24 protein-coding genes and 1 pseudogene are annotated in these 23,322 nt (G+C 57.4%); 15 read left to right on the top strand and 10 right to left on the bottom strand.

Annotated elements, in window-relative coordinates; genetic code table 11:
• Nucleotides 1-5 precede the first annotated feature (5 nt).
• The 6 genes from CC94_RS0107515 to CC94_RS0107490 are packed head-to-tail and all read left to right on the top strand — an operon-like array spanning nucleotide 6 to nucleotide 6,128.
• Complete coding sequence (locus CC94_RS0107515; RefSeq protein ID WP_005368549.1) at nucleotides 6-1,682, top strand: formylmethanofuran dehydrogenase subunit A; 1,677 nt, start codon at nucleotides 6-8, stop codon at nucleotides 1,680-1,682.
• A gap of 8 nt (nucleotides 1,683-1,690) precedes the next feature.
• Nucleotides 1,691-3,475, top strand: a complete 1,785-nt coding sequence (thrS, locus tag CC94_RS0107510; RefSeq protein WP_005368547.1) for a threonine--tRNA ligase — start codon at nucleotides 1,691-1,693, stop codon at nucleotides 3,473-3,475.
• Nucleotides 3,472-3,885, top strand: a complete 414-nt coding sequence (gene queD / locus CC94_RS0107505) for a 6-carboxytetrahydropterin synthase QueD (RefSeq protein WP_005368545.1) — start codon at nucleotides 3,472-3,474, stop codon at nucleotides 3,883-3,885. Before thrS ends, queD begins: the two co-directional genes overlap by 4 nt.
• A complete protein-coding gene (gene folE2 / locus CC94_RS0107500; protein ID WP_005368543.1) occupies nucleotides 3,882-4,667 on the top strand; it encodes a GTP cyclohydrolase FolE2 in 786 nt (261 codons plus the stop codon). Before queD ends, folE2 begins: the two co-directional genes overlap by 4 nt.
• Entirely contained in the window at nucleotides 4,664-5,101 is a 438-nt protein-coding gene (gene hisI, locus CC94_RS0107495; RefSeq protein ID WP_005368541.1) for a phosphoribosyl-AMP cyclohydrolase, read from the top strand. The genes folE2 and hisI overlap by 4 nt, the downstream gene beginning before the upstream one ends.
• A 25-nt stretch (nucleotides 5,102-5,126) precedes the next feature.
• Nucleotides 5,127-6,128: a CobW family GTP-binding protein gene (locus tag CC94_RS0107490; protein ID WP_005368539.1), complete on the top strand. Its 1,002-nt coding sequence runs from the start codon at nucleotides 5,127-5,129 to the stop codon at nucleotides 6,126-6,128.
• A gap of 50 nt (nucleotides 6,129-6,178) precedes the next feature.
• Here CC94_RS0107490 and CC94_RS24595 read toward each other — a convergent pair whose 3' ends face one another.
• Complete coding sequence (locus CC94_RS24595) at nucleotides 6,179-6,331, bottom strand: hypothetical protein (protein ID WP_245619815.1); 153 nt, start codon at nucleotides 6,329-6,331, stop codon at nucleotides 6,179-6,181.
• On the opposite strand from CC94_RS24595, the pseudogene CC94_RS25445 reads away from it, so the two are divergent.
• A pseudogene (locus CC94_RS25445) lies at nucleotides 6,267-6,666 on the top strand (CobW family GTP-binding protein); the annotation flags it as partial. The gene CC94_RS24595 and the pseudogene CC94_RS25445 sit on opposite strands and share 65 nt — an antisense overlap.
• A complete protein-coding gene (locus CC94_RS21315) occupies nucleotides 6,667-7,179 on the top strand; it encodes a GTP-binding protein (protein WP_425411956.1) in 513 nt (170 codons plus the stop codon). It begins immediately after the preceding pseudogene.
• 259 nt (nucleotides 7,180-7,438) lie between these two features.
• On the opposite strand, the gene CC94_RS0107475 is transcribed toward CC94_RS21315, so the two are convergent.
• Nucleotides 7,439-7,714 carry a metal/formaldehyde-sensitive transcriptional repressor gene (locus CC94_RS0107475; protein WP_031430374.1) on the bottom strand — a complete coding sequence of 92 codons (276 nt, stop codon included), beginning with the start codon at nucleotides 7,712-7,714 and terminating at the stop codon, nucleotides 7,439-7,441.
• A 72-nt stretch (nucleotides 7,715-7,786) separates the two neighbouring features.
• Between CC94_RS0107475 and dmeF the strand changes: the two genes are divergently transcribed.
• Complete coding sequence (dmeF, locus tag CC94_RS0107470) at nucleotides 7,787-8,752, top strand: CDF family Co(II)/Ni(II) efflux transporter DmeF (RefSeq protein WP_031430372.1); 966 nt, start codon at nucleotides 7,787-7,789, stop codon at nucleotides 8,750-8,752.
• A 24-nt stretch (nucleotides 8,753-8,776) separates the two neighbouring features.
• Here the strand turns inward: dmeF and bioA are convergent, their stop codons facing one another.
• From bioA to CC94_RS0107445, 5 genes are all read right to left on the bottom strand, one after another.
• Nucleotides 8,777-10,087 (bottom strand): adenosylmethionine--8-amino-7-oxononanoate transaminase, encoded by a 1,311-nt coding sequence (bioA, locus tag CC94_RS0107465; protein WP_031430371.1) that lies wholly within the window; start codon nucleotides 10,085-10,087, stop codon nucleotides 8,777-8,779.
• Nucleotides 10,088-10,156: 69 nt separating this feature from the next.
• Entirely contained in the window at nucleotides 10,157-11,164 is a 1,008-nt protein-coding gene (locus CC94_RS0107460; RefSeq protein ID WP_031430370.1) for an L-threonylcarbamoyladenylate synthase, read from the bottom strand.
• Between the two features lie 4 nt (nucleotides 11,165-11,168).
• Entirely contained in the window at nucleotides 11,169-12,998 is a 1,830-nt protein-coding gene (gene oadA / locus CC94_RS0107455) for a sodium-extruding oxaloacetate decarboxylase subunit alpha (RefSeq protein WP_031430368.1), read from the bottom strand.
• Between the two features lie 179 nt (nucleotides 12,999-13,177).
• A complete protein-coding gene (locus tag CC94_RS0107450) occupies nucleotides 13,178-14,596 on the bottom strand; it encodes an acetyl-CoA carboxylase biotin carboxylase subunit (RefSeq protein ID WP_005368526.1) in 1,419 nt (472 codons plus the stop codon).
• A 467-nt stretch (nucleotides 14,597-15,063) separates the two neighbouring features.
• Entirely contained in the window at nucleotides 15,064-15,522 is a 459-nt protein-coding gene (locus tag CC94_RS0107445) for a hypothetical protein (protein WP_031430367.1), read from the bottom strand.
• 554 nt (nucleotides 15,523-16,076) lie between these two features.
• On the opposite strand from CC94_RS0107445, the gene nhaR reads away from it, so the two are divergent.
• Both nhaR and CC94_RS0107435 read left to right on the top strand, forming a co-directional pair.
• Nucleotides 16,077-16,967: a transcriptional activator NhaR gene (gene nhaR, locus CC94_RS0107440; protein ID WP_005368520.1), complete on the top strand. Its 891-nt coding sequence runs from the start codon at nucleotides 16,077-16,079 to the stop codon at nucleotides 16,965-16,967.
• A gap of 110 nt (nucleotides 16,968-17,077) precedes the next feature.
• Nucleotides 17,078-18,703 (top strand): SulP family inorganic anion transporter, encoded by a 1,626-nt coding sequence (locus CC94_RS0107435; protein WP_031430366.1) that lies wholly within the window; start codon nucleotides 17,078-17,080, stop codon nucleotides 18,701-18,703.
• Here CC94_RS0107435 and CC94_RS0107430 read toward each other — a convergent pair.
• The 3 genes from CC94_RS0107430 to CC94_RS23665 form a co-directional block, all read right to left on the bottom strand.
• Nucleotides 18,681-19,169 carry an NUDIX hydrolase gene (locus CC94_RS0107430; RefSeq protein WP_245549433.1) on the bottom strand — a complete coding sequence of 163 codons (489 nt, stop codon included), beginning with the start codon at nucleotides 19,167-19,169 and terminating at the stop codon, nucleotides 18,681-18,683. The genes CC94_RS0107435 and CC94_RS0107430 overlap by 23 nt on opposite strands.
• 109 nt (nucleotides 19,170-19,278) lie before the next feature.
• The gene (locus CC94_RS0107425; protein WP_005368514.1) at nucleotides 19,279-20,334 is read right to left on the bottom strand and encodes a transposase; all 1,056 of its coding nucleotides are present in this window, start codon (nucleotides 20,332-20,334) and stop codon (nucleotides 19,279-19,281) included.
• On the bottom strand, nucleotides 20,306-20,545 hold the full coding sequence (locus CC94_RS23665; protein WP_157203401.1) for a hypothetical protein: 240 nt from the start codon (nucleotides 20,543-20,545) through the stop codon (nucleotides 20,306-20,308). Before CC94_RS23665 ends, CC94_RS0107425 begins: the two co-directional genes overlap by 29 nt.
• A 12-nt stretch (nucleotides 20,546-20,557) precedes the next feature.
• On the opposite strand from CC94_RS23665, the gene CC94_RS0107420 reads away from it, so the two are divergent.
• The 4 genes from CC94_RS0107420 (at nucleotide 20,558) to CC94_RS0107405 (ending at nucleotide 23,259) form a co-directional block, all read left to right on the top strand.
• The gene (locus tag CC94_RS0107420; RefSeq protein ID WP_005368508.1) at nucleotides 20,558-21,124 is read left to right on the top strand and encodes a c-type cytochrome; all 567 of its coding nucleotides are present in this window, start codon (nucleotides 20,558-20,560) and stop codon (nucleotides 21,122-21,124) included.
• A 102-nt stretch (nucleotides 21,125-21,226) separates the two neighbouring features.
• Nucleotides 21,227-21,649, top strand: a complete 423-nt coding sequence (locus CC94_RS0107415) for a hypothetical protein (protein ID WP_005368506.1) — start codon at nucleotides 21,227-21,229, stop codon at nucleotides 21,647-21,649.
• A 92-nt stretch (nucleotides 21,650-21,741) separates the two neighbouring features.
• Nucleotides 21,742-22,626, top strand: coding sequence for a fructosamine kinase family protein (locus CC94_RS0107410; protein WP_005368504.1), 885 nt, complete (start codon nucleotides 21,742-21,744; stop codon nucleotides 22,624-22,626).
• A gap of 120 nt (nucleotides 22,627-22,746) precedes the next feature.
• Entirely contained in the window at nucleotides 22,747-23,259 is a 513-nt protein-coding gene (locus CC94_RS0107405; RefSeq protein ID WP_005368503.1) for a hypothetical protein, read from the top strand.
• Nucleotides 23,260-23,322: the final 63 nt, after the last annotated feature.

Raw genomic sequence — 23,322 nt, 5'->3', positions numbered from 1 at the left:
ATCTCATGCGCATCAAACTGCATAACGGTTCCATTTACGATCCGACCCAAAATTTACATGGCGAAACGCACGACCTGTTCATTCAAGACGGTATCATCGTCGCCGATCCCGGCCCGGCAGCCCGTTTCGACGCAGTGTACGACTTGACCGGCCTGATCGTGATGGCCGGCGGCATCGACATCCACAGCCACATCGCCGGCGGCAACGTCAACACCGCCCGGTTGTTATTGCCCGAGCAGCACCGCAACCATATGGCCCGGCGTTTAAATCAGTCGTTTACCACAGCCAAATGGTCGACAACCGACACCGGCTACCGCTATGCGCGCATGGGCTATACCACCGTGGTCGAGCCGGCGATGCTGCCGGTCAACGCGCTGGACGTGCATCTGCAAATGGCCGACATCCCGATCATCGACACCGCCGCGCTGGCGATTCTGGGCAACGACGATTTGTTGTTGAGATTGATGCGGGCGAAGGCCGGCCAAAACCAAGTCAACGATTACGTGGCCTGGACCCTGAACGCCACGCGTGCCCTGGGTTTGAAAGTCATCAATGCCGGCGGTGCCAATGCTTTCAAGTCGAATGCCCGCCAATTCGGCCTGGACGACGTGGTGCCGGATTACGGCCTCAGTTCCCGGCAAATCCTGCAAACCTTGCAAACCGCCGTTTATCAGCTCGGCGTGCCGCATCCGGTGCACGTGCATTGCAACAATCTCGGCATTCCGGGCAATGTCGAGACCCTCGTCGCGACGATGGACGCCGCGCAAGGCCTGCCGATGCATCTGGCCCACGTGCAGTTTTACGCCTATGGCAGCGAAGGCGCCAAAGGTTTTTCCTCGGCGGCGGCCAAGCTGCTGGAAGCCTTCAACCGCCATCCCAACATCACCATGGACGTCGGCCAGGTCTTGTTCGGCCAGACCGTCACCATCTCCGGCGACGTGATCGCCCAATACAGCCGCCACAGCGATGCCAGCCCCGGTAAATACGTGATCTGGGACGCCGAAACCGAAGGCTCGGGCGGCGTGGTGCCGTACCGCTACCGCGAGGCCAGCTTCGTCAACACGCTGCAATGGGCAATTGGTTTGGAACTGTTTTTGCTGGCCGAAGCACCGGAACGACTGTTTTTCACCACCGATCACCCCAATGGCGCACCATTCACGGCCTACCCGGAACTGCTGCGGCTGCTGATGGACGCCGACTATCGGCAGGAATGCATGGCGCGGCTAAATCAGGAAGCGTTGGCGCTCACCCTATTGCCGGGTCTGAAACGCGAATTGACTTTAGATGAAATTGCCACGATGACCCGTTCCTCTGCCGCCAAACTGCTGGGCCTCGACGACCGTGGCCATCTCGCTCCCGGCGCCGTGGCCGACATCGCCGTTTACGATCCGCGTAAGCGATCCGGCCAAAGCGCCGGCACTCGTATCGATTACCGGGCCATGTTTGCCGACGTCGCGTTGCTGTTCAAAAACGGCCGGCTGGTGGTGCAGGACGGCGTCGTGATCGAGCGCCCAGCCGGCTTGGCGCAAACCGTCACCCCGGTTTACGACGCCGGCATCACCCGCACCGTCAAGCAGCATTTCGACCTTTTTTACAGTTTGAAACTCAGCCAATACGGGGTCAACGACGCCGATTTCGATGGCCTCAAACAGCCGCGTTTTCGTCACATCGCAGCGCTTTAATTTTCGCCATGCAAGCCAATCAATCCGCCATCGAAACCGACCTGGAAACCTTACGCCACGACTGCGCCCACCTGTTGGCGCAAGCCGTCAAGGAATTGTATCCGGCCGCGCAAGTCGCCATCGGCCCGGCCATCGAACAGGGCTTTTATTATGATTTTGCGTTTCCGCGGCCGTTGACGGCCGACGAACTGCCGGCGATCGAACAGCGCATGCGCGAGATCGTTGGCCGCCGCGAACCCATTCGGCGGGAAGCATGGAGCCGTGCCCAAGCCGATGCTTTTTTCGCCGCGGCAGGCGAACGCTTTAAACAAGCGTTGCTGGCCACGATCCCGGAAGGCGAAACCATCAGCGTCTATCGGCAAGGCGAATTCACCGACCTCTGTCGTGGCCCGCACGGCGAGGATACCGGGCAAATCGGACTCGCCTTCAAATTGCTCAAGCTGGCAGGCGCCTATTGGCGCGGCGACCACTGCCAGCCCATGCTGCAACGTATCTACGGTACGGTGTGGCCGACGCAAACCGAGCTGGATAGCCATCTCAAACAACTGGAGGAAGCGGAACTGCGCGATCATCGCCGTCTGGGGCGGGACATGGATTTGTTTCATTTCCAGGAGCAGGCGCCCGGCTCGGTATTTTGGCATCCCAAAGGTTGGCGTTTGTTCCAGCGCTTGATCGATTACTTGCGGCAACGGCAAACGGCGGCAGGCTATCAGGAAATCAACACCCCGGATGTGATGGACATTGGCCTGTGGCAGGCCTCCGGCCATTGGGAAAAATTCGGTGAACACATGTTTACCACCCGAACCCCGGATGAGCGGGTTTTCGCGCTCAAGCCGATGAACTGTCCCGGCGGCGTACAGGTATTCAAACAGGGGTTGCGTAGTTATCGGCAATTGCCGCTACGGTTGGCGGAGTTCGGCAAGGTGCATCGTTATGAACCTTCCGGCGCCTTGCACGGCTTGATGCGGGTGCGTTCCTTCACCCAGGACGACGCCCATGTCTTTTGCAGCGAGCAGCAGATTACCCAGGAAAGCCTGGCCATCTGCGAGCTGATTTTAAGCATCTATCGCGACTTCGGTTTTCATGACATTCGCATCAAATTCTCCGACCGCCCGCTACAGCGGGTCGGCAGCGACGCGGTTTGGGATCAGGCCGAACAGGCCTTGATTCAAGCCATGCAAGCCAGCGGTCTACCGTACACGCATAACCCCGGCGAGGGCGCATTTTACGGGCCGAAACTGGAATTCGTACTGCGCGATGCGGTGGGGCGCGATTGGCAATGCGGTACCTTGCAAGTCGATTTGAATCTGCCGGGCCGCTTGGGAGCCAGCTATATCGACGCCGACGGCAACAAGCAAACCCCGGTGATGCTGCATCGGGCCTTGTTCGGTTCGCTGGAGCGCTTTACCGGCATTTTGCTGGAGCATTACGCCGGCTGGCTGCCGTTCTGGCTGGTGCCGCTGCAAATTGTGGTTGCGCCCATCAGCGAACCAACCGAAGCCTATGCGCTGGCCGTCGCCGACCGCTTAAGCCACGCCGGTTTGACGGTGGAAAGCGATTTACGCAACGAAAAAATCGGCTACAAGATCCGCGAACACAGTGTGGCTAAAGTACCGCTGTTGATCGTGGTCGGCCAACGGGAGATGCAAGACGGCCAAGTCACGCTGCGCTGGTTGCACGGGGGGCGTCAACAAACTCTGCTGTTGGCGCAAGCCGTGGCCGAACTGGCCCTACAAAACCAATACCTTTCATCCCTATCCGGTAAACAAACAGGCCACCTCGAAAACCCATGACTCGCTCTGTACAAACCCAGCCAACCTGCGGCCTCTATACCCTGAAAGTCCACGCCCAATTTTGCTCGGCGCATGCCTTGCGCGATTATCCCGGCGATTGCCGCCGTCTGCATGGGCATAACTGGAAAGTCGAAACCGAAGTACAAGCCAGGGTACTGAATGACATCGGCATTGCCATCGATTTCAAAGCCATCAAGGCGGCAACCCGGCAATTGGCCGATAGCCTGGATCACCGTTTTCTCAACGACATCGAACCCTTCGACCGCATCAACCCCACCGCCGAAAACTTGGCGGCCTGGTTTTTCCGCCAGTTGTCGGCCGCCCTGAACAGCACGCATGTCAAAGTCAATGCCGTGACGCTATGGGAAACCGACACCGCCTGCGTCCGTTACACCGAGGTCGCCGCATGAAAACCTGCACCATCGAAGACATCCAGGGCCGTACGGATACCCGCCGCATTGCGATCGACAAGGTCGGCATCAAGGACATCCTGCATCCGGTGCGGGTGCGGGATAAAAGCGGCGGCGAACAACACACCGTCGCCCGTTTCGACATGTACGTGAATTTGCCGCACGACTTCAAGGGCACCCACATGTCGCGCTTCGTGGAAATTTTGAATAGCCATGACCGGGAGATCAGCATCGCCTCGTTCTCGACCATGCTGCAAGAAATGTTGGCGCGGCTGGAAGCCGAATCCGGCTACATCGACATGCGTTTTCCGTACTTTATCGAAAAAGCCGCGCCGGTGAGCGGCGTGCGTAGCCTGTTGGATTATCAGGTCAGCTTCATCGGCGAAATCGACGCGCAAGGTTGTCGCACCAAGGTCAAGATCGTCGTGCCGGTGACCAGCTTGTGCCCGTGCTCCAAGGAAATCTCCGAGCGCGGCGCTCACAACCAGCGCTCGCACGTCACCGTGACGGCCGGCACGCGGGAATTCATCTGGTTGGAAGAATTGATCGCGCTGGTCGAGTCCGAAGCCTCGTCGCCGGTTTATGGCCTGTTGAAGCGGCCGGACGAAAAATACGTCACCGAATATGCTTACGACCATCCGAAATTCGTCGAGGACATGGTGCGCGACGTTGCGGCCCGTTTGGACGCCGATCCGCGTATTGGCGCCTACACGGTGGAATCGGAAAACTTCGAATCGATTCACAACCACTCGGCTTATGCGCTGATCGAGCGGGTGAAATGAAGCTGTTCAAGCATGCGGAAACCCTGGCCGTTGGGGACAGCCTGTCCTGGGACGCCGTATTGGCTGAATTACCCTTCAACGCCGACGGCCTGTTGCCGGCCATTGCGCAACAATCCGATAGCGGCGAGGTATTGATGCTGGCCTGGATGAACCGCGAGGCTATCCTGGAAACATTGAGTACCGGCCGGGTTTGTTACTGGTCGCGCTCACGGCGGAGGCTATGGCGAAAAGGCGAGACCTCCGGCCATCATCAAACTCTCAAGGAACTGCGCATCGATTGCGACGGCGATACGCTGCTGTTGCTGGTCGATCAACAGGGGCCAGCCTGCCATACCCGGCGTTCCAGTTGTTTTTATCACGCCGTGCGCGGCGAACAAGTCGTGGTGATCAGTGCGCCACAGCCGGATAGCGAATCGCTGTCCAGCCAACGCTAACCCCTGTTCCTTCAGGAGATTCAAGATGAACGCAAGCCCAAAACTCAACTACCCGGTACCGGTCACCATTTTGACCGGCTTTCTCGGCGCCGGTAAAACCACGCTGCTGAACCGCATTCTGACCGAACACCACGGCAAACGCATTGCCGTGATCGAAAACGAATTCGGCGAAACCGGCATCGACAACGAACTGCTGGTACAAGCCGACGAGCAAATCGTTGAAATGAACAATGGTTGCATCTGCTGTACCGTGCGCGGTGATCTGGTGCGTATTCTCGGTGAATTGTCGGAGCGCAGGGAGAACGGTGAGGCCGGCTTCGAACGGGTGATCATCGAAACCACCGGTCTGGCCGATCCGGCGCCCGTGGCGCAGACTTTTTTCGTCGATCAGGACATCGCCGAATATTATCAACTGGATGCTGTCATTACCGTGGTCGATGCCGTCCATGCTCACCGGCAACTGGCCGATCACCATGAAGCGCAGGAACAAGTGGGTTTTGCCGATCGCATTTTGTTGTCCAAAACCGACCTTGCGGAACCGGAAATCATCGCCGAACTGGAAAGCCGATTGCACGCCATGAACCCCAGGGCACCGATCAAACGCGTACATTTCGGTGAAACCGAATTACCGGATATTCTGGATATAGGCGGTTTCAACCTCGAAGACATTCTGAAAATAGAACCGGATTTTTTGCAGGACGTCAGCCATGAACATGACGATGACATCAGTTCAATGGTGTACCGTTCGAAACAACCTTTGGACTCGGCTCGCTTCATGCACTTTCTGGACATCATTATCGGCGCCTTCGGCAAGGATTTATTGCGCTACAAAGGCATACTCAATCTTGCCGGCAGTCCAAACAAAATCCTGTTTCAGGGAGTGCATATGCTGATGGGCGACAGTCAAGGCCTGCCGTGGGCCGAGAAGGAAGAGCGTGAAACTCAACTGGTGTTCATCGGCCGCAATTTACCCAAGCAGCAGATACTAAAAGCGTTGATGGCCTGCCATGTCGATGCCGACGTTTAGATACGGGGATAAAGTGTACAAGTTATATTTTGCTGGTGCCTTGGCGTGTTTCACAGCAACATTTTCGAGATATCGATGATTCCAAACAAAATCCCGGTCATCGTTCTGACCGGCTTTCTGGGTAGCGGCAAGACCACGTTGCTGAACCGCTTGTTGACGGACGGCGTGAAGACGGCGGTGCTGATCAACGAGTTCGGCGCCACGCCGATCGATCAGGATTTGCTGCAAAGTCGGGACATTCCGATGGCGGTACTATCGGGCGGTTGCTTGTGTTGCCAGATCAAGGGCGCGTTGGCGCCGACTTTGAAGAACTTGTGGATGGCTTGGAATAATGCCGCAACCAAGCCTTTCGAACGCATCATTATCGAGACCAGCGGCGTCGAGCCCGGAACCCATATTGGACACGCTGCTGCGCGAACCCTGGTTGTCCAAACGCTACCGTTTGCAACAAATCATTACCACGCTGGCGATTCCGTCAGCCATTGCCCAACTGGAACGTCACGCCGAAGCCCGTGCGCAAATAGCTTGGGCCGATCTGTTGCTACTGACTCACGCCGATCTGGCCGATTCGAACGAACAGGCGGAACTGATTGAATACCTGAACATTCAGGCACCGGCAATTCCAACGCTGACGGCTGCGCTAGACCTATTTGAAGTCTCCGCTTTGCATTGCTACGTCCCCCCCGCTTTCAGGCGTATTCCCGATGGCAATGCCTTGCCGGAACATGGCTTCCGCAGCGTATCGCTCTATCTGGAACACGCGCCAAGCTGGCCGCATCTAAACACCGTTTTACAAACCTTGTTGATAAACCATCCCGACGATTTAGTTCGAATCAAAGGGGTGGTTTATTTCCCCGAGTGCTCTACACCCTCAGCGGTGCATGCCGTCGCCGGTCACTTGTACCCACCAGCGCCCTTGCCGGAACGCCCGAACCAGGATAGACGCAGCCGCCTGGTTCTAATTACAACTTCCGATCCGGAGCGTTTGGCTAGGGCATTGCTGATCAACCTGGACGGAGGAAACAACAAAGCTTCGATACGGCTACATTAAGAATCAAAGTAGGGATTTGCGCGAGCTTTACGGGTCGTCAATCAAGACTCGACGGGGTTATGCAAATTCAGCATTTATTGAAGATCGATAGAATCACCCCGCACAAGATTGCCTTTTCACAATTTATTTGCCTAAAGAGAAAATGCTGGAAGCGTTGAAGTCAGGCCAGGTTCCGGTTTGATTCAGGCTGGCCGGAAGCCGAACGGTCAGCTGTTTCACACGGGGAGCCACGGCATCCGAAAAAAATCGTGCGCTAAGCCTACTTGAGGTAGGAACGCAGCACGGCAACCACCTGTTCCACATCCTCGCTCCGCTGCTTCGGAGGTAAGTCATCCGCGCCAAGGTGTTCGCGGATGTGCCCTTCCAGCACCTCGGCCATCAATCCGTTCACCGCGCCCCGGATCGCGGCGATCTGCTGCAGCACTGCCGAACATTCCGTCTCCTGTTCCAGTGCCCTTTCCAGCGCCTCGGTCTGGCCCTTAATGCGTCGAACGCGGGTCAACAAGGGTTTCTTACCTTTGATGGTATGGGGCATGGCGGCCTTTTTGCTTGGCAATAAAATATACTGGAGTATAGTATATCGAATTTAGACAAAAGGTACTGTCAAATGCCAATTTCCGCTTCTGTTGATGCCTGGCGCCACACCCACGTCTTCGACGAGGGTAATCCGCTGGCCGAGAGGAACACACGCGGGGCTCTCGTATTGACCTCTGTCATGATGGCTGCCGAGATCGCCGGGGGATGGACCTTCAACTCGATGGCGCTGCTGGCCGACGGTTGGCACATGAGTTCGCATGCCTTGGCGCTGGGTCTCTCGGTGCTGGCTTACGGGGCGGCACGACGCTTTGCCCGCGATAAGCGCTTTGCCTTCGGTACGTGGAAAATCGAAGTGCTGGGCGGGTACACCAGCGCCATTTGCCTCGTAGGCGTCGCCGGACTGATGCTCTACCAGTCGATTGAACGCCTCGTCGCCCCGACGCCGATTCACTACGATCAAGCCATCGCGATTGCCGGGGTTGGTTTATTGGTCAACCTGGTTTGTGCATGGCTGCTGAAAGATGGTCATACCCATCATCACGATCACGGCCATCGCCATGAGCACGAAGATCACGCTCACCCTCATCACGACTTGAATCTGCGTGCGGCTTATGTACATGTCCTGTCCGACGCGGCGACCTCGATGCTCGCTATGCTGGCGTTGTTTGGCGGCAAACGTTGGGGAGCGAATTGGCTCGACCCGGTAATGGGCATGGTGGGGGCCGCTCTCATTATTATATGGGCGTATGGATTGCTGCATGACACCGGACGCGTACTGCTCGATGCTGAAATGGATGCGCCTGTGGTGGCCGAAATCCCCGAGGTTATCGGGACAAGCCCCGTCAAGGCTGAAATTACCGATCTGCACGTCTGGCGTGTCGGGAAAGGCAAGTACGCCTGCATCCTGTCGCTTGCCGTTCAAGAAGAGGCGACGCCGGACGACTTCAGGAAACTGTTAGGCATCCATACGGAATTGGTTCATGTGACGGTGGAAGTGAACCAGCACCGAGAACGGCAAAAAATTATGCCGCTTTGAGGGATAGGTAAGGGGTGATTGCCGTCAAATGCCAATTTTCGCCAATTGTTCGATCACAGCAAATATCTCCCCGGCCAGATGGCCGAGTTCGGCATCATTGATGAGGTAAGGCGGCATCGTATAGATCAGGCGGCCGAAAGGCCTGAGCCAGACGCCGCGTTCCATCAGCAGCTTCTGTACGGCCGCGATCCGGACCGGCGCGGCCATTTCGACCACGCCGATCGCGCCGAGCACTCTGACGTCGGTCACTCCCGGCAAATCGCTGCATGGAGCCAGGCCTTCTTTCAGCCCGGATTCGATACGGCCGATGCGGCTTTGCCAGTCGGAAGCGAGCAGCAAGTCGATGCTGGCCGCGGCGATGGTGCAGGCCAGGGGATTGCCCATGAAAGTCGGGCCGTGCATGAAGCAGCCGGCTTCGCCGTGCGAGATCGTTTCGGCGATGTCCGCCGTGCATAAAGTCGCCGCCAGGCTCAGATAGCCGCCGGTCAGGGCTTTGCCGACGCACAGGATGTCGGGGGCGATGCCCGCATGCCCGCAGGCGAATAGGCGCCCGGTGCGGCCGAAGCCGGTCGCGATTTCATCCGCAATCAGCAGCACATCGTAGCGGTCGCAGAGATCGCGCGCGGCCTTCAAATAGTCGGGATGGTAGAACCACATGCCGCCGGCACCCTGTACGACCGGTTCGAGGATCAGCGCGGCGCAATCGCCGGCATGTTCCTGGAAGAGTTTTTCCAAGCCTTCCACATCGCAGGGGTTCCAGGTTTGATCGAAACGGCAGCCGGGACGCGGAGCGAAAAAGTGTTTCGGCAGCACCGAGCGGAAAAGGTGATGCATCCCGGTCACCGGATCGCAGACCGACATCGCGCCGAAGGTGTCGCCGTGATAGCCGCCGCTAAGCGCGATGAAGCGGTGTTTTTCGGTTTCGCCCTGCGCCTGCCAGTATTGCAGCGCCATTTTCAACGCCACCTCGACGCTGACCGAACCCGAATCGCAGAAGAATACCTTGTCCAGCCCCCGCGGGCAAATGGCCAGCAGGCGTTCGACCAGCCCGATCGCGGCCGGGTGAGTCAGCCCGCCGAACATCACGTGCGCCATTTTGCCGAGCTGTTCGATGGCGGCTTCGTTCAGGCGGGGGTGGTTGTAGCCGTGGATCGCCGCCCACCAGGACGACATTCCGTCGATCAGTTCCCGTCCGTCCGCCAGTTTCAGCATGACGCCGTTCGCTGAAACGACCGGATACACCGGATCCGGAGCGATCATCGAAGTATAGGGATGCCAGATGTGATCGCGGTCGTAGGCGAGCGCCGCTTCTAAATTGAAAACTTTGTCGGCCATACTGAATATTGAAAGACCTGGAGCAGGGTACGCTCCGCGTACCTTATTTGGAATTTGAGCTTACCGGGCTTACGAGCCGGGAATCGCCGAACCGGAGGGCACGGTTGCCTTGCGCAGCCGGTCGTTCACCGCATGCCAGGCCTCGCTTTCGGGAGGCTGTTCGATTACGATCATGTCGAGGCCAAGATTATCCGTTTCGCGCAGGGCGGCATAAAGCGCTTGGGCGTAATCGTACGCTTCCGCAGGCATGAGCAGGGTATGGGCCAAACCGGGAGGAAGCACGGCGCGGTGGTAAGCGATCAGGCCGACCCGGCGGCCTTGGGCGATCAGTTGCCTCAGCGTTTCCCAGATATCCCCGCTGGGGCATAACAGCGCGGTGGTACTGGGTGCGTAATGCACCGCCATCAGTCCGGGCGCACGGACATTGAGCGACCCGGCTTTCGCGGCAAGCTCAAGGCCGACTCCCAGCACTTCTTCGATCTGAACCCGGCTGATACGACCGGGCCGCAGCAGCCGCGGCCGGGCGCCGCTCAGGTCGACGATCGTCGATTCGACGCCGACCTTGCACGGGCCGCCGTCGAGAATCAGATCGACGCTATTGCCGAGTTCTTCTTCGACATGCCGGGCCGTGGTCGGACTGATCCGGCAAAAACGGTTCGCGGAAGGAGCGGCAATGCCGCCGCCGAATTTTTCGAGCAGGCGCAGCGCGACCGGATGGCCCGGTACGCGCAGGCCGACGGTCGGCTGGCCGCCGGTCACCGCATCGGGCACGTGCGGCCGCTTTTTCAGAATGATCGCCAGCGGGCCGGGCCAGAAACGTTCGGCCAGGCGCCGGGCAGCCTCGGGTACGGACTCGGCCCAGTCGTCCAGGCGGCCGGCGCCGTTGATATGCACGATCAACGGATGATCCGCCGGGCGTCCCTTGGCCGCAAAGATGCGGCCGACCGCTTCCGCATTCGCGGCATCGGCGCCCAGGCCGTAAACGGTTTCGGTCGGAAAGGCGACCAGGCGGCCCTGGCGCAGCAGATGAACGGCTTGGTCGAGCGCGGCATCATCCGCGATTATCGGTTTGGTCATTGAGTCAATTATTGGGTAGGATTTCGATCAGGACTTCATCCGGGTTGGCGGGTTCACCCTTGACCACATGTACGGCTTTGACGATGCCGCCGACCGGCGCGGTGACCTCGGTTTCCATTTTCATCGCCTCGGTGACCAGCACGGGCTGGCCGGCCTCGACCCGCTGGCCGACCTTGACCGGAACCTCCAGCACATTGCAGGGCATCCGTACGCCGACGTCGCCGGGTTCGGTCGGGCGCCGGCGTTTGCTGGCGATATTGCTTTGCACCGCGCCTTGCGTGCCGCCTTCCAGTACGATTTCATCCAGCGTTTCGACCACGATCTCTTCCGGCACGCCGTCGACCATGAAATAGAAATGGCGCAGCATCTGGTTCTTCGGACCGGCGCCGGTCACTTTGACATGGTAGGACTCGCCGTGCAGTGCGACATTGAATTCGGTCGGCGCCTTTTTGATGCCGCTCTCGGCCGCCGGCTCGATTTCGAGCGGCTCCGGCACCAGATTGCCGGAAGAACGTTGTTCGAGAAACTGTTTGCCGACTTCCGGAAACATCGCATAGCTCAGCACGTCCCGGTCGTTCAGCGCGAGATGGCCGATTTCCTCGCGCAGATGGTCGAGTTCCGGCTTGAGCAGATCGGCCGGGCGGCAGTCGATCGGTTCTTCGCTGCCGATCGCGCGTTTCTGCAAATCCGGATCGACCGGCGCGGGCGCCTTGCCGTAGCCGCCCTGCAGGTAGCGTTTGACTTCATTGGTGATCGATTCGTAGCGCTTCCCGGTCAGCACGTTCAGCACCGCCTGGGTGCCGACGATCTGCGAGGTCGGGGTGACCAGCGGCGGGTAACCCAAATCTTTCCTGACCGACGGAATCTCCTTGTAGACTTCGCCGATCCGGTCCAGCGCGTTGCGTTCCTTCAACTGGTTGGCCAGATTCGAGATCATGCCGCCGGGAACCTGAAAAATATGCACCTGGGTATCGATGCCGGTGAATTCGCTCTCGAAGCGGCGGTATTTCTTGCGTACTTCGGCAAAATAGCGGTTCGCCTCCTGAAGCCGGTCGAGATCCAGGCCGGTGTCGTGGGAGGTGCCTTGCAGTGCAATCACCAGGCTTTCGGTCGGCGGGTGGCTGGTGCCGCCGGACCAGGACGACAAGGCCGTATCGATATGCCGGCAGCCGGCTTCGATCGCCTTCAACTGGCACATTTCGGCCAGCCCCGAAGTCGCGTGCGAATGCAGGTGCAGGGGCAGGTCGACCGCATCCTTCAGCGCCTTGACCAGCTCGTAAGTCGCGTAAGGGGTCAAAAGGCCCGCCATGTCCTTGATCGTGAGCGAAGAGCAGCCGAGTTGGGCCAGGTCCTTCGCGAGCGCGACGAAGCTTGCGGTGTCGTGCGCCGGGCTGGTCGTGTAGCAGATCGTGCCCTGCGCATGCTTGCCGCTGGCCTTGACCGCTTCGATCGCGGTTTTGAGGTTTCTAATGTCGTTCAAGGCGTCGAAAATGCGGAACACGTCCATGCCCGCTTCGGCGGCCCGCTGTACGAATGCTCTGACCACATCGTCCGAATAATGCCGGTAACCGAGCAGGTTCTGTCCGCGCAGCAGCATCTGCAGCGGGGTTTTCGGCAATGCGGCCTTCAGTTTGGCGAGGCGCTCCCAGGGATCTTCCTTTAAAAACCGCAGGCAGGCGTCGAACGTCGCGCCTCCCCAGCATTCCAGCGACCAGTAGCCGATCGCGTCGAGCATCGCGCAGGCGGGCAGCATGTCTTCGGTGCGCAGGCGCGTCGCAATCAGGGATTGATGCGCATCGCGCAAAATAACATCGGTGATATGAACTTTTTGCATGGTTGGGTCTTGATCAGCAGAGACTAACATTGTCCACGAAAGGCACGAAAACGTTCACAGCACGTACCGTCGAATAGCGATCCAAGTGAAGGGTAGGCAAACGATGAAGCGGTCTGCCCGCTCTACCGGCTTTTTGCACCCAATCTCCCGTCTCATTTTTCTTTTTGTGGACATTAAAATCAAAGGCCGGTATGCGCGGCCATCGCGGCCGCGATCACGCTGGCCAGTACTTCGGGCCGGGGTTTGTGCGAATAATGGATCAGCTCCGGGTGCTTTTCGACGAATCCGGTATCGAACTGCCCCGAGCGGAACTCGGGGTGGCGCAGAATTTCGAGATAATAAGGAATCGTGGTCTTGATCCCGAACAGGCCCATGTCGCGCAGCGCCCGTTCGCCGCGTTTGATCGCATCCTCCCAGCTCAGCGCGCTGACGATTACCTTGGCGAGCATCGAATCGTAGAACGGCGGTATTTCATAGCCGGTATAAATCGCGGTATCGGTCCGGACGCCGGGCCCGCCCGGCGCGTAATAGCGCGAGATGCGCCCGAAGCTGGGCAGGAAATTGTTTTGCGGATCTTCGGCGTTGACCCGAAACTGGATCGCGTAGCCGCGCCGGCGAATTTCTTCCTGCCGGAAGCGCAAAGGCAGGCCGGCCGCGACCCGGATCTGCTCCTCGACGATATCGACGCCGGTGATCGTTTCGGTGATCGTATGCTCGACCTGCACGCGCGTGTTCATTTCCATGAAATAGAAACGGTCCTGGTCGTCGAGCAGGAATTCGACCGTGCCGGCGTTCGTGTAACCGACCGCTTTGGCGGCGAGCACCGCAAGTCCGCCGATATATTGGCGCTGCGCTTCGCCGAGCTGCGGCGACGGCGCGATCTCGATCAGTTTCTGATTGCGGCGCTGGATCGAACAATCGCGTTCGTACAGATGAATCGTGTTGCCGTGCTGGTCCGCAAGCACCTGCACTTCGATATGGCGCGGGTTCACGATGCATTTTTCGAGAAATACTTCGGCCCGGCCGAACGCCTTGCCGGCCTCGGAAATCACCCGGTCGTAATTGCGCCGAAGTTCTTCGGCCGAATCGCAGCGGCGGATGCCGCGCCCGCCGCCGCCCGAAGTCGCTTTCAGCATCACCGGGTAGCCGATGGCTTCGGCCACTTCGAGCGCTTCGTCTACCGTATCGAGGTTTCCGGCGGAACCGGGCGTGACCGGCAGGCCCGCCGCGATCATCGCTTTGCGGGCTTCGGTCTTGTCGCCCATTCGCTCGATCACCTCGGCCGCAGGGCCGATGAAGATCAGTCCACGATCGGCGCAGGCCTTGGCGAATTGCGCGTTTTCGGAAAGAAAGCCGTAACCCGGGTGGATCGCGTCGCAGCCGGTGGCGGCGGCCAGATTGACCAGCCCGTAGACGTTCAGGTAACCCGCGACCGGCTCGCTGCCGATGCAGTAGGATTCGTCGGCTTTCTTGACATGCAGCGCAAACCGGTCGGCCTCGGAATAGATCGCCACCGAGCGGATACCCATCTCGGCACAGGCGCGAATGATGCGCACCGCGATTTCGCCGCGGTTCGCGATAAGGATTTTTCGTAACATAACAGGGTGTGGGAGAACGGAGAAACCGTTGTTATTGAGCCGACAAACGACGCCATTGGCGACAGGCTGCCAATATATCAGATTCTTGACCGGTTTGGCGTCATAGGGAGCGTTTCTTCAGGGCAATCGCGCTATGTCCTTTTTTCCGAAGATCCACGCAGCGCGCCAACGGTCCAAATGCCGGACGGGATATGATCCCGTCCGTAACGTTTGGGGATGTTTCCAAAGGCGGTCATGCAAGGTTGTCTCGAATGTTTCAAACCGGCTTAATGGCTTCGATAAAAGGCAGAAGCTCCAATAGCGTGATTGCCTGCGCGTTTCTTGGAGATCACCGATATTGCGCCGGCCCGCTGAAGCTTCGGCTCCGCTTAGTCCGAACCCTTCGATAAGCGCGGGGAGCCTGCCGAAGGACTTGATCGGGACCGTGATCAATAACAACTTAAATCGGGAATTCGGTGACGAAAGATTCAGCTGGTGGCCCAGAAATACAAGCCGAACATGCCGGCCATGCACCCGGCCAGCACTTTTATCCGTTTGCGGCCGGGCAGCTCGGTCCAGAACTGTTTGCCGTCCTTGATCGTTTTCAGCCAGGAAGCACGAAGATACGCAGTGGTGCGGTGATAAAGCCTGGGCGCCGTTCGCCATATTTTATAGGCTAAACCCGCAACGATCACGACTTGCGCATAAAACAGGATCAGCTGGCTATGGTACTTGCTGAGGTGGAGGCTATGTCCGATCAGCTCTTCGAGCATGAAACACAGCGATTCGTAGAAGATATGCAGAAATTCCAGCGTGTAGTGGGCGCCGGCCAAATAGAGGTCGGGCACCAGGATAAGGCTGCCGATCAACCCGGAGCTTACGTAAGTTTTGCGCTGGAATGGAGTCAAGTATTGAATTTTCAGAAGAAGATCAATCAGTTTGCTCATCGGATAGTCCTTTGAATTTCTGAAAAAGAGAAGTTTTTTAAGTGCAGCTAAAAATCGTCGATTTAATGGGGTTGCCAATATACGGCTTCCGGACTGGCGCATTTCCGAGAGAGCGCCGCTCCGTGCCGGCATAAGCGATGTCATGGATCGGGTAAGGCTGCGTTAGCCGGTGTCGGAAAGCCTTCGAAGCGGCGTGGTTAGTGTCGTTAATCAATGGGAGCATAACTTAACCTGACCCGAGAAATTTGGAAAGCAGAATATCTTTAATGAAATGATCGAAAAATTCGATGCATTATCAAAATTGCGCTCTTATCAAGTCAGTGTATACTGCATAATAATCGACAAAACCGAATAGTTTCGAACCGATATAATTATTGCTTTTCAAGCGTCTGGTCATTTTGTATTTGTATTCGTTTGCGCTGCGGCATTGCCATAAAATGGGACGGCAGTCTCGCCAGGGGTCGGCACTGTGTCCGATAAGTCTGCTTTTGTTGGGAAAAAGATAAAAAGTCTCTGCCTGGAGTTTTTATTTTCTGGAAAGTAAAGGCTAAGTCATGATCAATTACAAACATTTGCATTATTTCTGGATGGTCGCGAAGGAAAAAAGCATCGTCAAGGCCAGCGCGCAATTGCATTTGACCCCGCAAACGATCAGCGGCCAGCTAAGTTGCCTGGAGGAAGCGATGGGCGTGACATTGTTCGACCGGATCGGCCGCCATCTGGAACTGACCGATGCCGGACGGCTGGCCTTTTCCTACGCGGATGAAATATTTTCGCTGGGCAGCGAACTGCAAAACGCGGTCCGCCACCGGCCTAAGAAATCCTCCCTGGCATTCAAGATCGGCATCGACAACGTGGTGCCCAAATCGATTGCATACCGTTTATTGGAGCCGGCGCTGCATATTCCGGATGCAATTCATTTCAATTGCCGCGAAAACGATCTGGACGCCTTGCTGAGCGATTTGCTGCTGCATAAACTCGATCTGGTCATTTCGGACAGCCCGATTTCATCGGATCTGGATTTTCGCGGCTATTGCGATCCTTTGGGCGAATCCGGCCTGAGCATTTTCGCCTCAAGGGCTTTGAGGGAGCGCTTGCGGGGCGAATTTCCTTATTGCCTGGACAATATGCCGCTGTTATTGCCGGCTTCGAACACGGGCATCCGGACGCATTTGCAGCGCTGGTTCGACAAATGGCGCATCCATCCGGCCATTGTCGGCGAATTCGAAGATAGCGCATTGATGAAGGAGTTCGCCCAGGCGGGGGTGGGCATGATTGCCGCGCCGACCTCAATCAGGGCCGAGGTCGAAAGAAAACATGAATTGATGGCAATCGGCGAGGTCGAAGAAGCAATCGTTCGGTATTATGGAATTTCGTTACAGCGTAAAATTTCGCATCCGGGTGTTACGGCAATCAAGGAAAAGGCAAAGGCTTGGTTGTTCTAAAGAAGAATATAATTAACAAGGTATATAAATTTTTCTTTATAGTATCGATTCGAAACTAGTATACTAAACGTCAAGGTCTTACTGCCTCGTCTTTGATAAGGAGTCAATCCATGATACACAAACACCTTCAATACTATACGAGCCATTTGAAGGGGGACATACCTTCCGGTATCGTTGTCTTCCTGGTGGCGTTGCCGCTCTGTCTGGGTATAGCGCTCGCTTCGGGCGCGCCGCTGTTTTCAGGCTTGCTGGCGGGCCTGGTCGGCGGTCTCGTGATCGCCTGGCTCAGCGGTTCGCAGCTCAGCGTTTCGGGGCCTGCCGCCGGTTTGACCGTGATCGTCCTGAATGCGATCGAGCAACTCGGCAGCTTTCAAGGCTTTCTGACGGCGCTTGTCATAGCAGGTTTTCTCCAGATGGTCCTGGGTTTTTTGCGGGCGGGCATCATTGCCTCCTTCTTTCCTGCCTCAGTGATAGAAGGAATGCTGGCGGCAATCGGTCTGATCCTGATCATGAAGCAGTTGCCGCATGCGGCAGGTTACGACTCGAGTTTCGAGGGCGATGAAAGCTATATGGCCGATACAGCCTTGTCCAGCCTGCATGCGATGGTCGATTCATTGAGAGCGATCTCGCCCGGCGCGCTCGTAATCAGTTCGGTCGCCCTGCTGATCATGATCATTTGGGAATTATCCTGGTTCAGGAAGCGCAAGCTTTTCAATTTGATCCCCGGGCCGTTGGTGGCGGTGGTCTGGGGCGTGGGATATAACCTGGCGGCGATGAAATTCGCTCCGGAGTGGGCGGTCAACAACCTCAAACACATGGTGACTTTGCCCGTTTTGGATCATCCGACCGCGTTTTTCGATCAGTTTGTATTTCCCGATTGGAGTTTTCTCGCCAATTCCCAGATTTATACCGTCGCGGTGACAATGACCATTATTGCAAGTCTGGAAACCCTGTTGAGCCTCGAGGCGGTCGATAAACTCGATCCGTTAAAACGCATCGCGCCGACCAATCGCGAACTGAGGGCGCAGGGCATCGGCAACATGATCAGCGGCTTTATCGGCGGCCTGCCCATCACCGCCGTGATCGTGCGCAGTTCCGCAAACATCAATGCGGGCGGCAGGACCCGTATCGCCTGCTTCGTGCATGGTTTGTGCTTATTGATCAGTTTGTTGTTCTTTTCGCAATATTTGAATTACATCCCTTTGGCCTGTCTGGCGGCGATTTTGCTGCAAACCGGTTATAAACTGGCAAAACCGAAGGTATTCATGCACTTTTACAAGAAAGGATGGGGCCAGTTTCTGCCTTTCGTGATTACGGTCTGCGCGATTCTGGCAACCGACTTGTTGGAAGGCATGGCGATCGGCATGGCGGTCGGGCTGATTTTCGTGATCATTGCGAATTACCATGCCGCGATCACCCTGACGCAAGACGGATCGCATTATGTGCTTTCTCTCAATAAGGATGTTTCGTTCTTGAACAAGGCGTTGCTGCGCAAATTTATTTTACGTATCGAGGCAGACAGCACAGTCGTGATCGACGCAAGCAAGGCGGGGTTCATCGATCCTGATATCGTCGAAACGATCGAGGGTTTCTTGACCACCGCGCCGGATGACAATATCAAAGTTCAACTGATTGATCTACATGGCAAGGAAAAGATCAAAAAGCACAAAGCCCATGTCGTGCTAAACGGCCGCAGCAAAAAACCTCAGGCCGTTACCGATCCATTGGCAGGATGAAATCGGTGGCCGAATCTTCCGGGGCAAGCAGCCCCTCATTTCGACGGACTGCGGTCCTCCGGATGATTTCGGATAGTCCGGCGGCCAGGGGGTAGTTTTCGAGATTTTCGAGGTTGATCCAGCGCGCTTCCGTGACATCGCTGGCGGCGCAGGGAGTATTCGCGCATTCATCGCGCAGTTCGACCAGAAAATCGACGATCACATAATGGAAGTTTTCGACGCGCCGTTCGACCACCGCAATCAGCGACAGTACATTCACGTCGAGTCCCGTTTCTTCCCGGATTTCCCGCCGGCAGCATTCGGTCAGTCCCTCGCCGGCTTCGAGTTTGCCGCCGGGAACCGACCATAATCCCTGCGAAGGCGGTTTGTTGCGTTTGATCAGCAGCACTTGGTTCTGCCGGTTAAAGAGGAGGCCACCCACGCCGATCATCGGTTCAGGAAAGGAGGAATTTTCTTTATTACGCACGATTTTGCACCCACTGAGTTTTTCGTGTTACCAGGCACGGCTCATCACCTATCACTTTACCCCGTTCCATAAAAGGCGGGCAAAGGGATGCCGTTTTGCAGGCAGCGCTTCAGTCGGCGCAGACCGCGGATGAACCAGGAGACCAGGCTGCGGCGGAGTTTCCTGAAGCTCCAATGGTCGGGGTCACTTTGTTCCCCGGTTTTTTTTCGAGCGGCGTCGGACGCGCCAGGGCGTCGTCCTGGCCGACGCGGACGCACCAGTACATCGCCAGCGCCATGATCAGGACCAGTCGCTCCAGGCGGTCCGCGTGCCAAAGCTGTGAGCTCCCCAGGTCGAAGCCCCGGCCCTTGAAGTCGGAGAACATCGGCTCGATGGCCCAGCGCGCGGCATAGTCCAGCACCGACGCCCGCGACGGAGGGCAGTCCATCGCGATGATCCAAGGGTCTGGATGCCCGGCTTCGTGGAGGATGCCCAGGTTCGTCATGAGCCCCTGTGTGAACAGCCTCACCCCCGACAGATAACGTTCCGCCACGCCTTGTGCCAACTGACCGGTGATGGTCTCGTCGCCATGTCCGGTGTCCGCCAGCACGTTGCCTTTCAGCCGCAGCCGGTAACCCCAACCGTGGGTCTGGACCCAGCCGAACAGAGCGGCTGAGGGGTAGAACCGGTCCGCCGAGAGCAGCACCTGCGCCCCCGCAGGCAGCCAGGCCCGCACCTGCTCCAGCAGCCTTTGCTGACTCTCGAAGCCGATGTTGGCCGGCCCCGCCTCCGCCCGCCAAACTAAGGGCAGCGCCCGGTCGCCGACCCTCAGGGCCACCACCAGCAACGCCATCCGGTCGCCCAAGTCAGTCTGGTCCATAGCCAGCAGCACGGTCTGGCCGTTCCGCGCGGCCTTAGCCAGCGCCTCCCGTGTGAACGGCTCCATCACCCTCGGGGCGAGCAGCAAGGGATTCTTCAGCAAGCGCCTCAGCCATTGTTCGCGCATGTCCTGCCGCTCGGTCTCCAAAGGCAGCAGATTGGCCAGTTCCACGGTGTTCGGCGTCTGGCCTTCGATCATCGCACCCACGGCCAGCGCCAATTTCCCTACCACCGTCTTGCGCAGCCTCGGAAGTGCCCCCGCAAGCCCGTGCTCCACTTCATTCGCCAGTTTTCTTACAGTTCCCAAGCTTACCTTGAATCAAAAGTTGCAGAGGGGGATAGTTTATCTGAAACTGATAGGTGATGAGCCAGGCACGGATACCCGCTTGTAAGCCAATGATCAACATGGTATGTTGCCGAAGCATACACAGCGTTCCAGAAACCTGCGAGAACGAATTTGAAAGATTCTTTCCGCTTGGAAATTTACCATCAAAGTTAATTCCAATAATAACTGTCATGAGAGGTAGAGTATGTTTTCATTAAAGCATTCCGTGTCTGCGTGTCTGGTACTGGCTACTTCCTATTCCGTTCCGGCGCTGGCGGCCGATGCGGCGGCCGGCGCTGAAAAAGCGGCGATATGCGCCGGCTGCCACGGCCCGAACGGCAAAAGCAGCAATCCGCAATGGCCGAATCTGGCAGCCCAGCAACCCGATTATCTGGCCGTACAATTGAAAGCTTTCAAATCCGGCACCCGCAAAAATCCGATGATGCAAAGCCTGACCGCGAATCTGAGCGACCAGGATATCGAAAATCTGGCGGCTCATTTTGCCGCTCAACCGGCCGCAAAAGCGGGCGGCGATACCGCGCTGGCCAAAACGGGCGAGGAAAAGGCCGGCATCTGCCTCCATTGCCACGGCGCGCAAGGGCAAGGCAGTGCGCAAATTCCCCGGTTGGCGGGACAGCATCCGGGCTATCTGGAAGCTCAATTGAAACATTTCAAAGAAGGCAGCCGTCAGGGCGGCCCCATGCAGGGCATGGCGAGCAGGCTTTCGGATGACGACATCAAGGCACTGTCGGCTTATTTCGGTTCGTTGTGATTTGAATTTTCATAGATCGAATTTCAAATTGGATAGCGCTCTCGATTGCCAAGCCTTCGCTTCGGCCGGGTTCCGGAAACAGCATTTTAGACTGGAGGCTTTATGAAAATTGTTCGGTGCTTTACCACGTCCGGGATTGTTTTGTTGCTCGCCGTTTCCGGCGGCGCTAATGCGCAACAGGATAAGGATATCGGCCAGGAGAGGAGAGGAGGTTGGGAATCGAGCGAAATCACCCGCAATAGACAGTCGAGGGACGAAGATAATGTCCGCGGCAGGGCACGGGCCGAGGAACGGCGGGGATTTCGCGATACGCCGCGGGAACCGGGTTCCGCATCCGGCGAAATCAACAACGACAAGCAAACGCGGACCGATCAGGAGGCGCAGGAAGCGGGCAGAACCACCGAACGGCATGAACCGAAGGGCCACCACGAGGCTGCCGCGAAAACCCAGGCTAAACCTCGAATCCAGTCCAAAGCCAAGGCCAAGGCCAAGACAAAGAAAGCACGCAAAACCCCTCGGAAATAAACCTTGGAGAGCTGCGGTAGAGATTCCGAGGTTTTCCGCCGCGGCTCTTTTTATGAGTTCTCTTCATTCTTTTCCGCAGGGTAAAAACGCTAATGAACTGGCAGGCGATTTCCGATCGAATCCGTCTCGAAACCGGCCGCGACTTTCATTTTGCCGCCGCACAGCCCCTGGGCGGCGGCGACATCAACTCGGCCTACCGTTTGCAAGGCCGGGACCGGTCGTATTTCGTCAAGCTGAACCGGCGCGAGCTGGCGGACATGTTTGCGGCCGAATTCGCCGGCCTTCGGGAGATCGCGGCCGTCGGCGCAATCCGCGCGCCGGCTCCGGTCATTCATGGCGAAACCGGGACGCAGGCATACCTTGTGCTCGAATATCTGGAGTTCGGCGCCTCGACCCGGGAGTCCCAGCGCCTTCTCGGACAGCAGCTCGCCGACTTGCACCGGCCGCGGCAGCCTTATTTCGGCTGGCATCGGGACAACACGATCGGCAGCACGCCGCAAGTCAATACCCGCAGCGACGACTGGATTGCATTCTGGCGCGATCAGCGCCTTGGTTACCAGTTGCGGCTGGCCGCCAGCAACGGCTACGCCGGCCGTCTGCAAGCCCAGGGCAAACGGCTGTGCGGCGTCTTGGCCGGGCTCTTCGACGGCTATCGGCCGCAGCCCTCGCTGCTGCACGGCGATCTTTGGGCCGGCAACAGCGCAACGGACAGCCAGGGCCGTCCGGTCGTTTTCGACCCGGCCTGTTATTACGGCGACCGCGAAGCCGATATCGCGATGACCGAACTGTTCGGCGGCTACGGCAAGGATTTCTATCAGGCTTACAATGAAAGCTGGCCGCTCGATGCCGGCTATCCGGTCCGCAAGACGCTCTATAATCTCTACCATGTTCTGAACCATCTGAATCTGTTCGGCGATGGCTATCGGCGCCAGGCCGAGAGCATGACGGTGCAATTGCTCTCCGAACTCGGCGCTTAGCCGGATTTTTCCCAAGGCGGCAGCCCTTCTGCCCACCGCTACCCATGAACTTCCGCTCTCGTTATAATGGATAGTTTTGTTGACCCTTAATAACCATTGTTTTCGTGCGGCATTTAGATCATGAGTCTATTAACCAAATATCTGGCGCTTTGCTGGTTTCACAATAACCCGCTTGATTTGACCCCTTCCAAGTCGTTCATGTGGAAGACAGTGATTTTTTATCTCATCTCGGGCATGATCGTCGAAGGCCTGATCGCGGATCCGGCGGACGGTTCGCTGGAGGTGATGCTGAGGACCATCATGGCGTTTTCGTCCATTACCGTTCTATTGCTGCTGCTCAAAAAACGGCAATACTTCTACCAGCTATTCACCGCGATTTTCGTCTGCGAAAACTTCATCATGACGCTGGCGACCGTGACCGAAGGGCTGTATTTCTGGATGGTGATGAACCACCGGGAAAATGCGGAAGAAATTTCGATCTTGATCGGTGTTTTTCTGGTGCTTTGGTATCTGGCGATCGTCGCCTACATCTTGCGCCGGGTTTTCACCTACCATCGCGCCGCCAGCCTGATTCTGGCGTTCAGCTATTTCGTCCTGACCTATGGGCTGCCGATGATGTTCATGGACATCTGAACCATCGGCGACTTCGATCCGACTTCATTGATCCGTGTCCGGCCAATGCCCTAAAGGCTCGGC

Origin of the sequence: Methylomicrobium agile, assembly GCF_000733855.1 — a bacterium.
Taxonomy (GTDB): domain Bacteria; phylum Pseudomonadota; class Gammaproteobacteria; order Methylococcales; family Methylomonadaceae; genus Methylomicrobium; species Methylomicrobium agile.
Note: the sequence above shows the minus strand (reverse complement) of the source record. Positions and strands in the feature narration are given on the sequence as shown.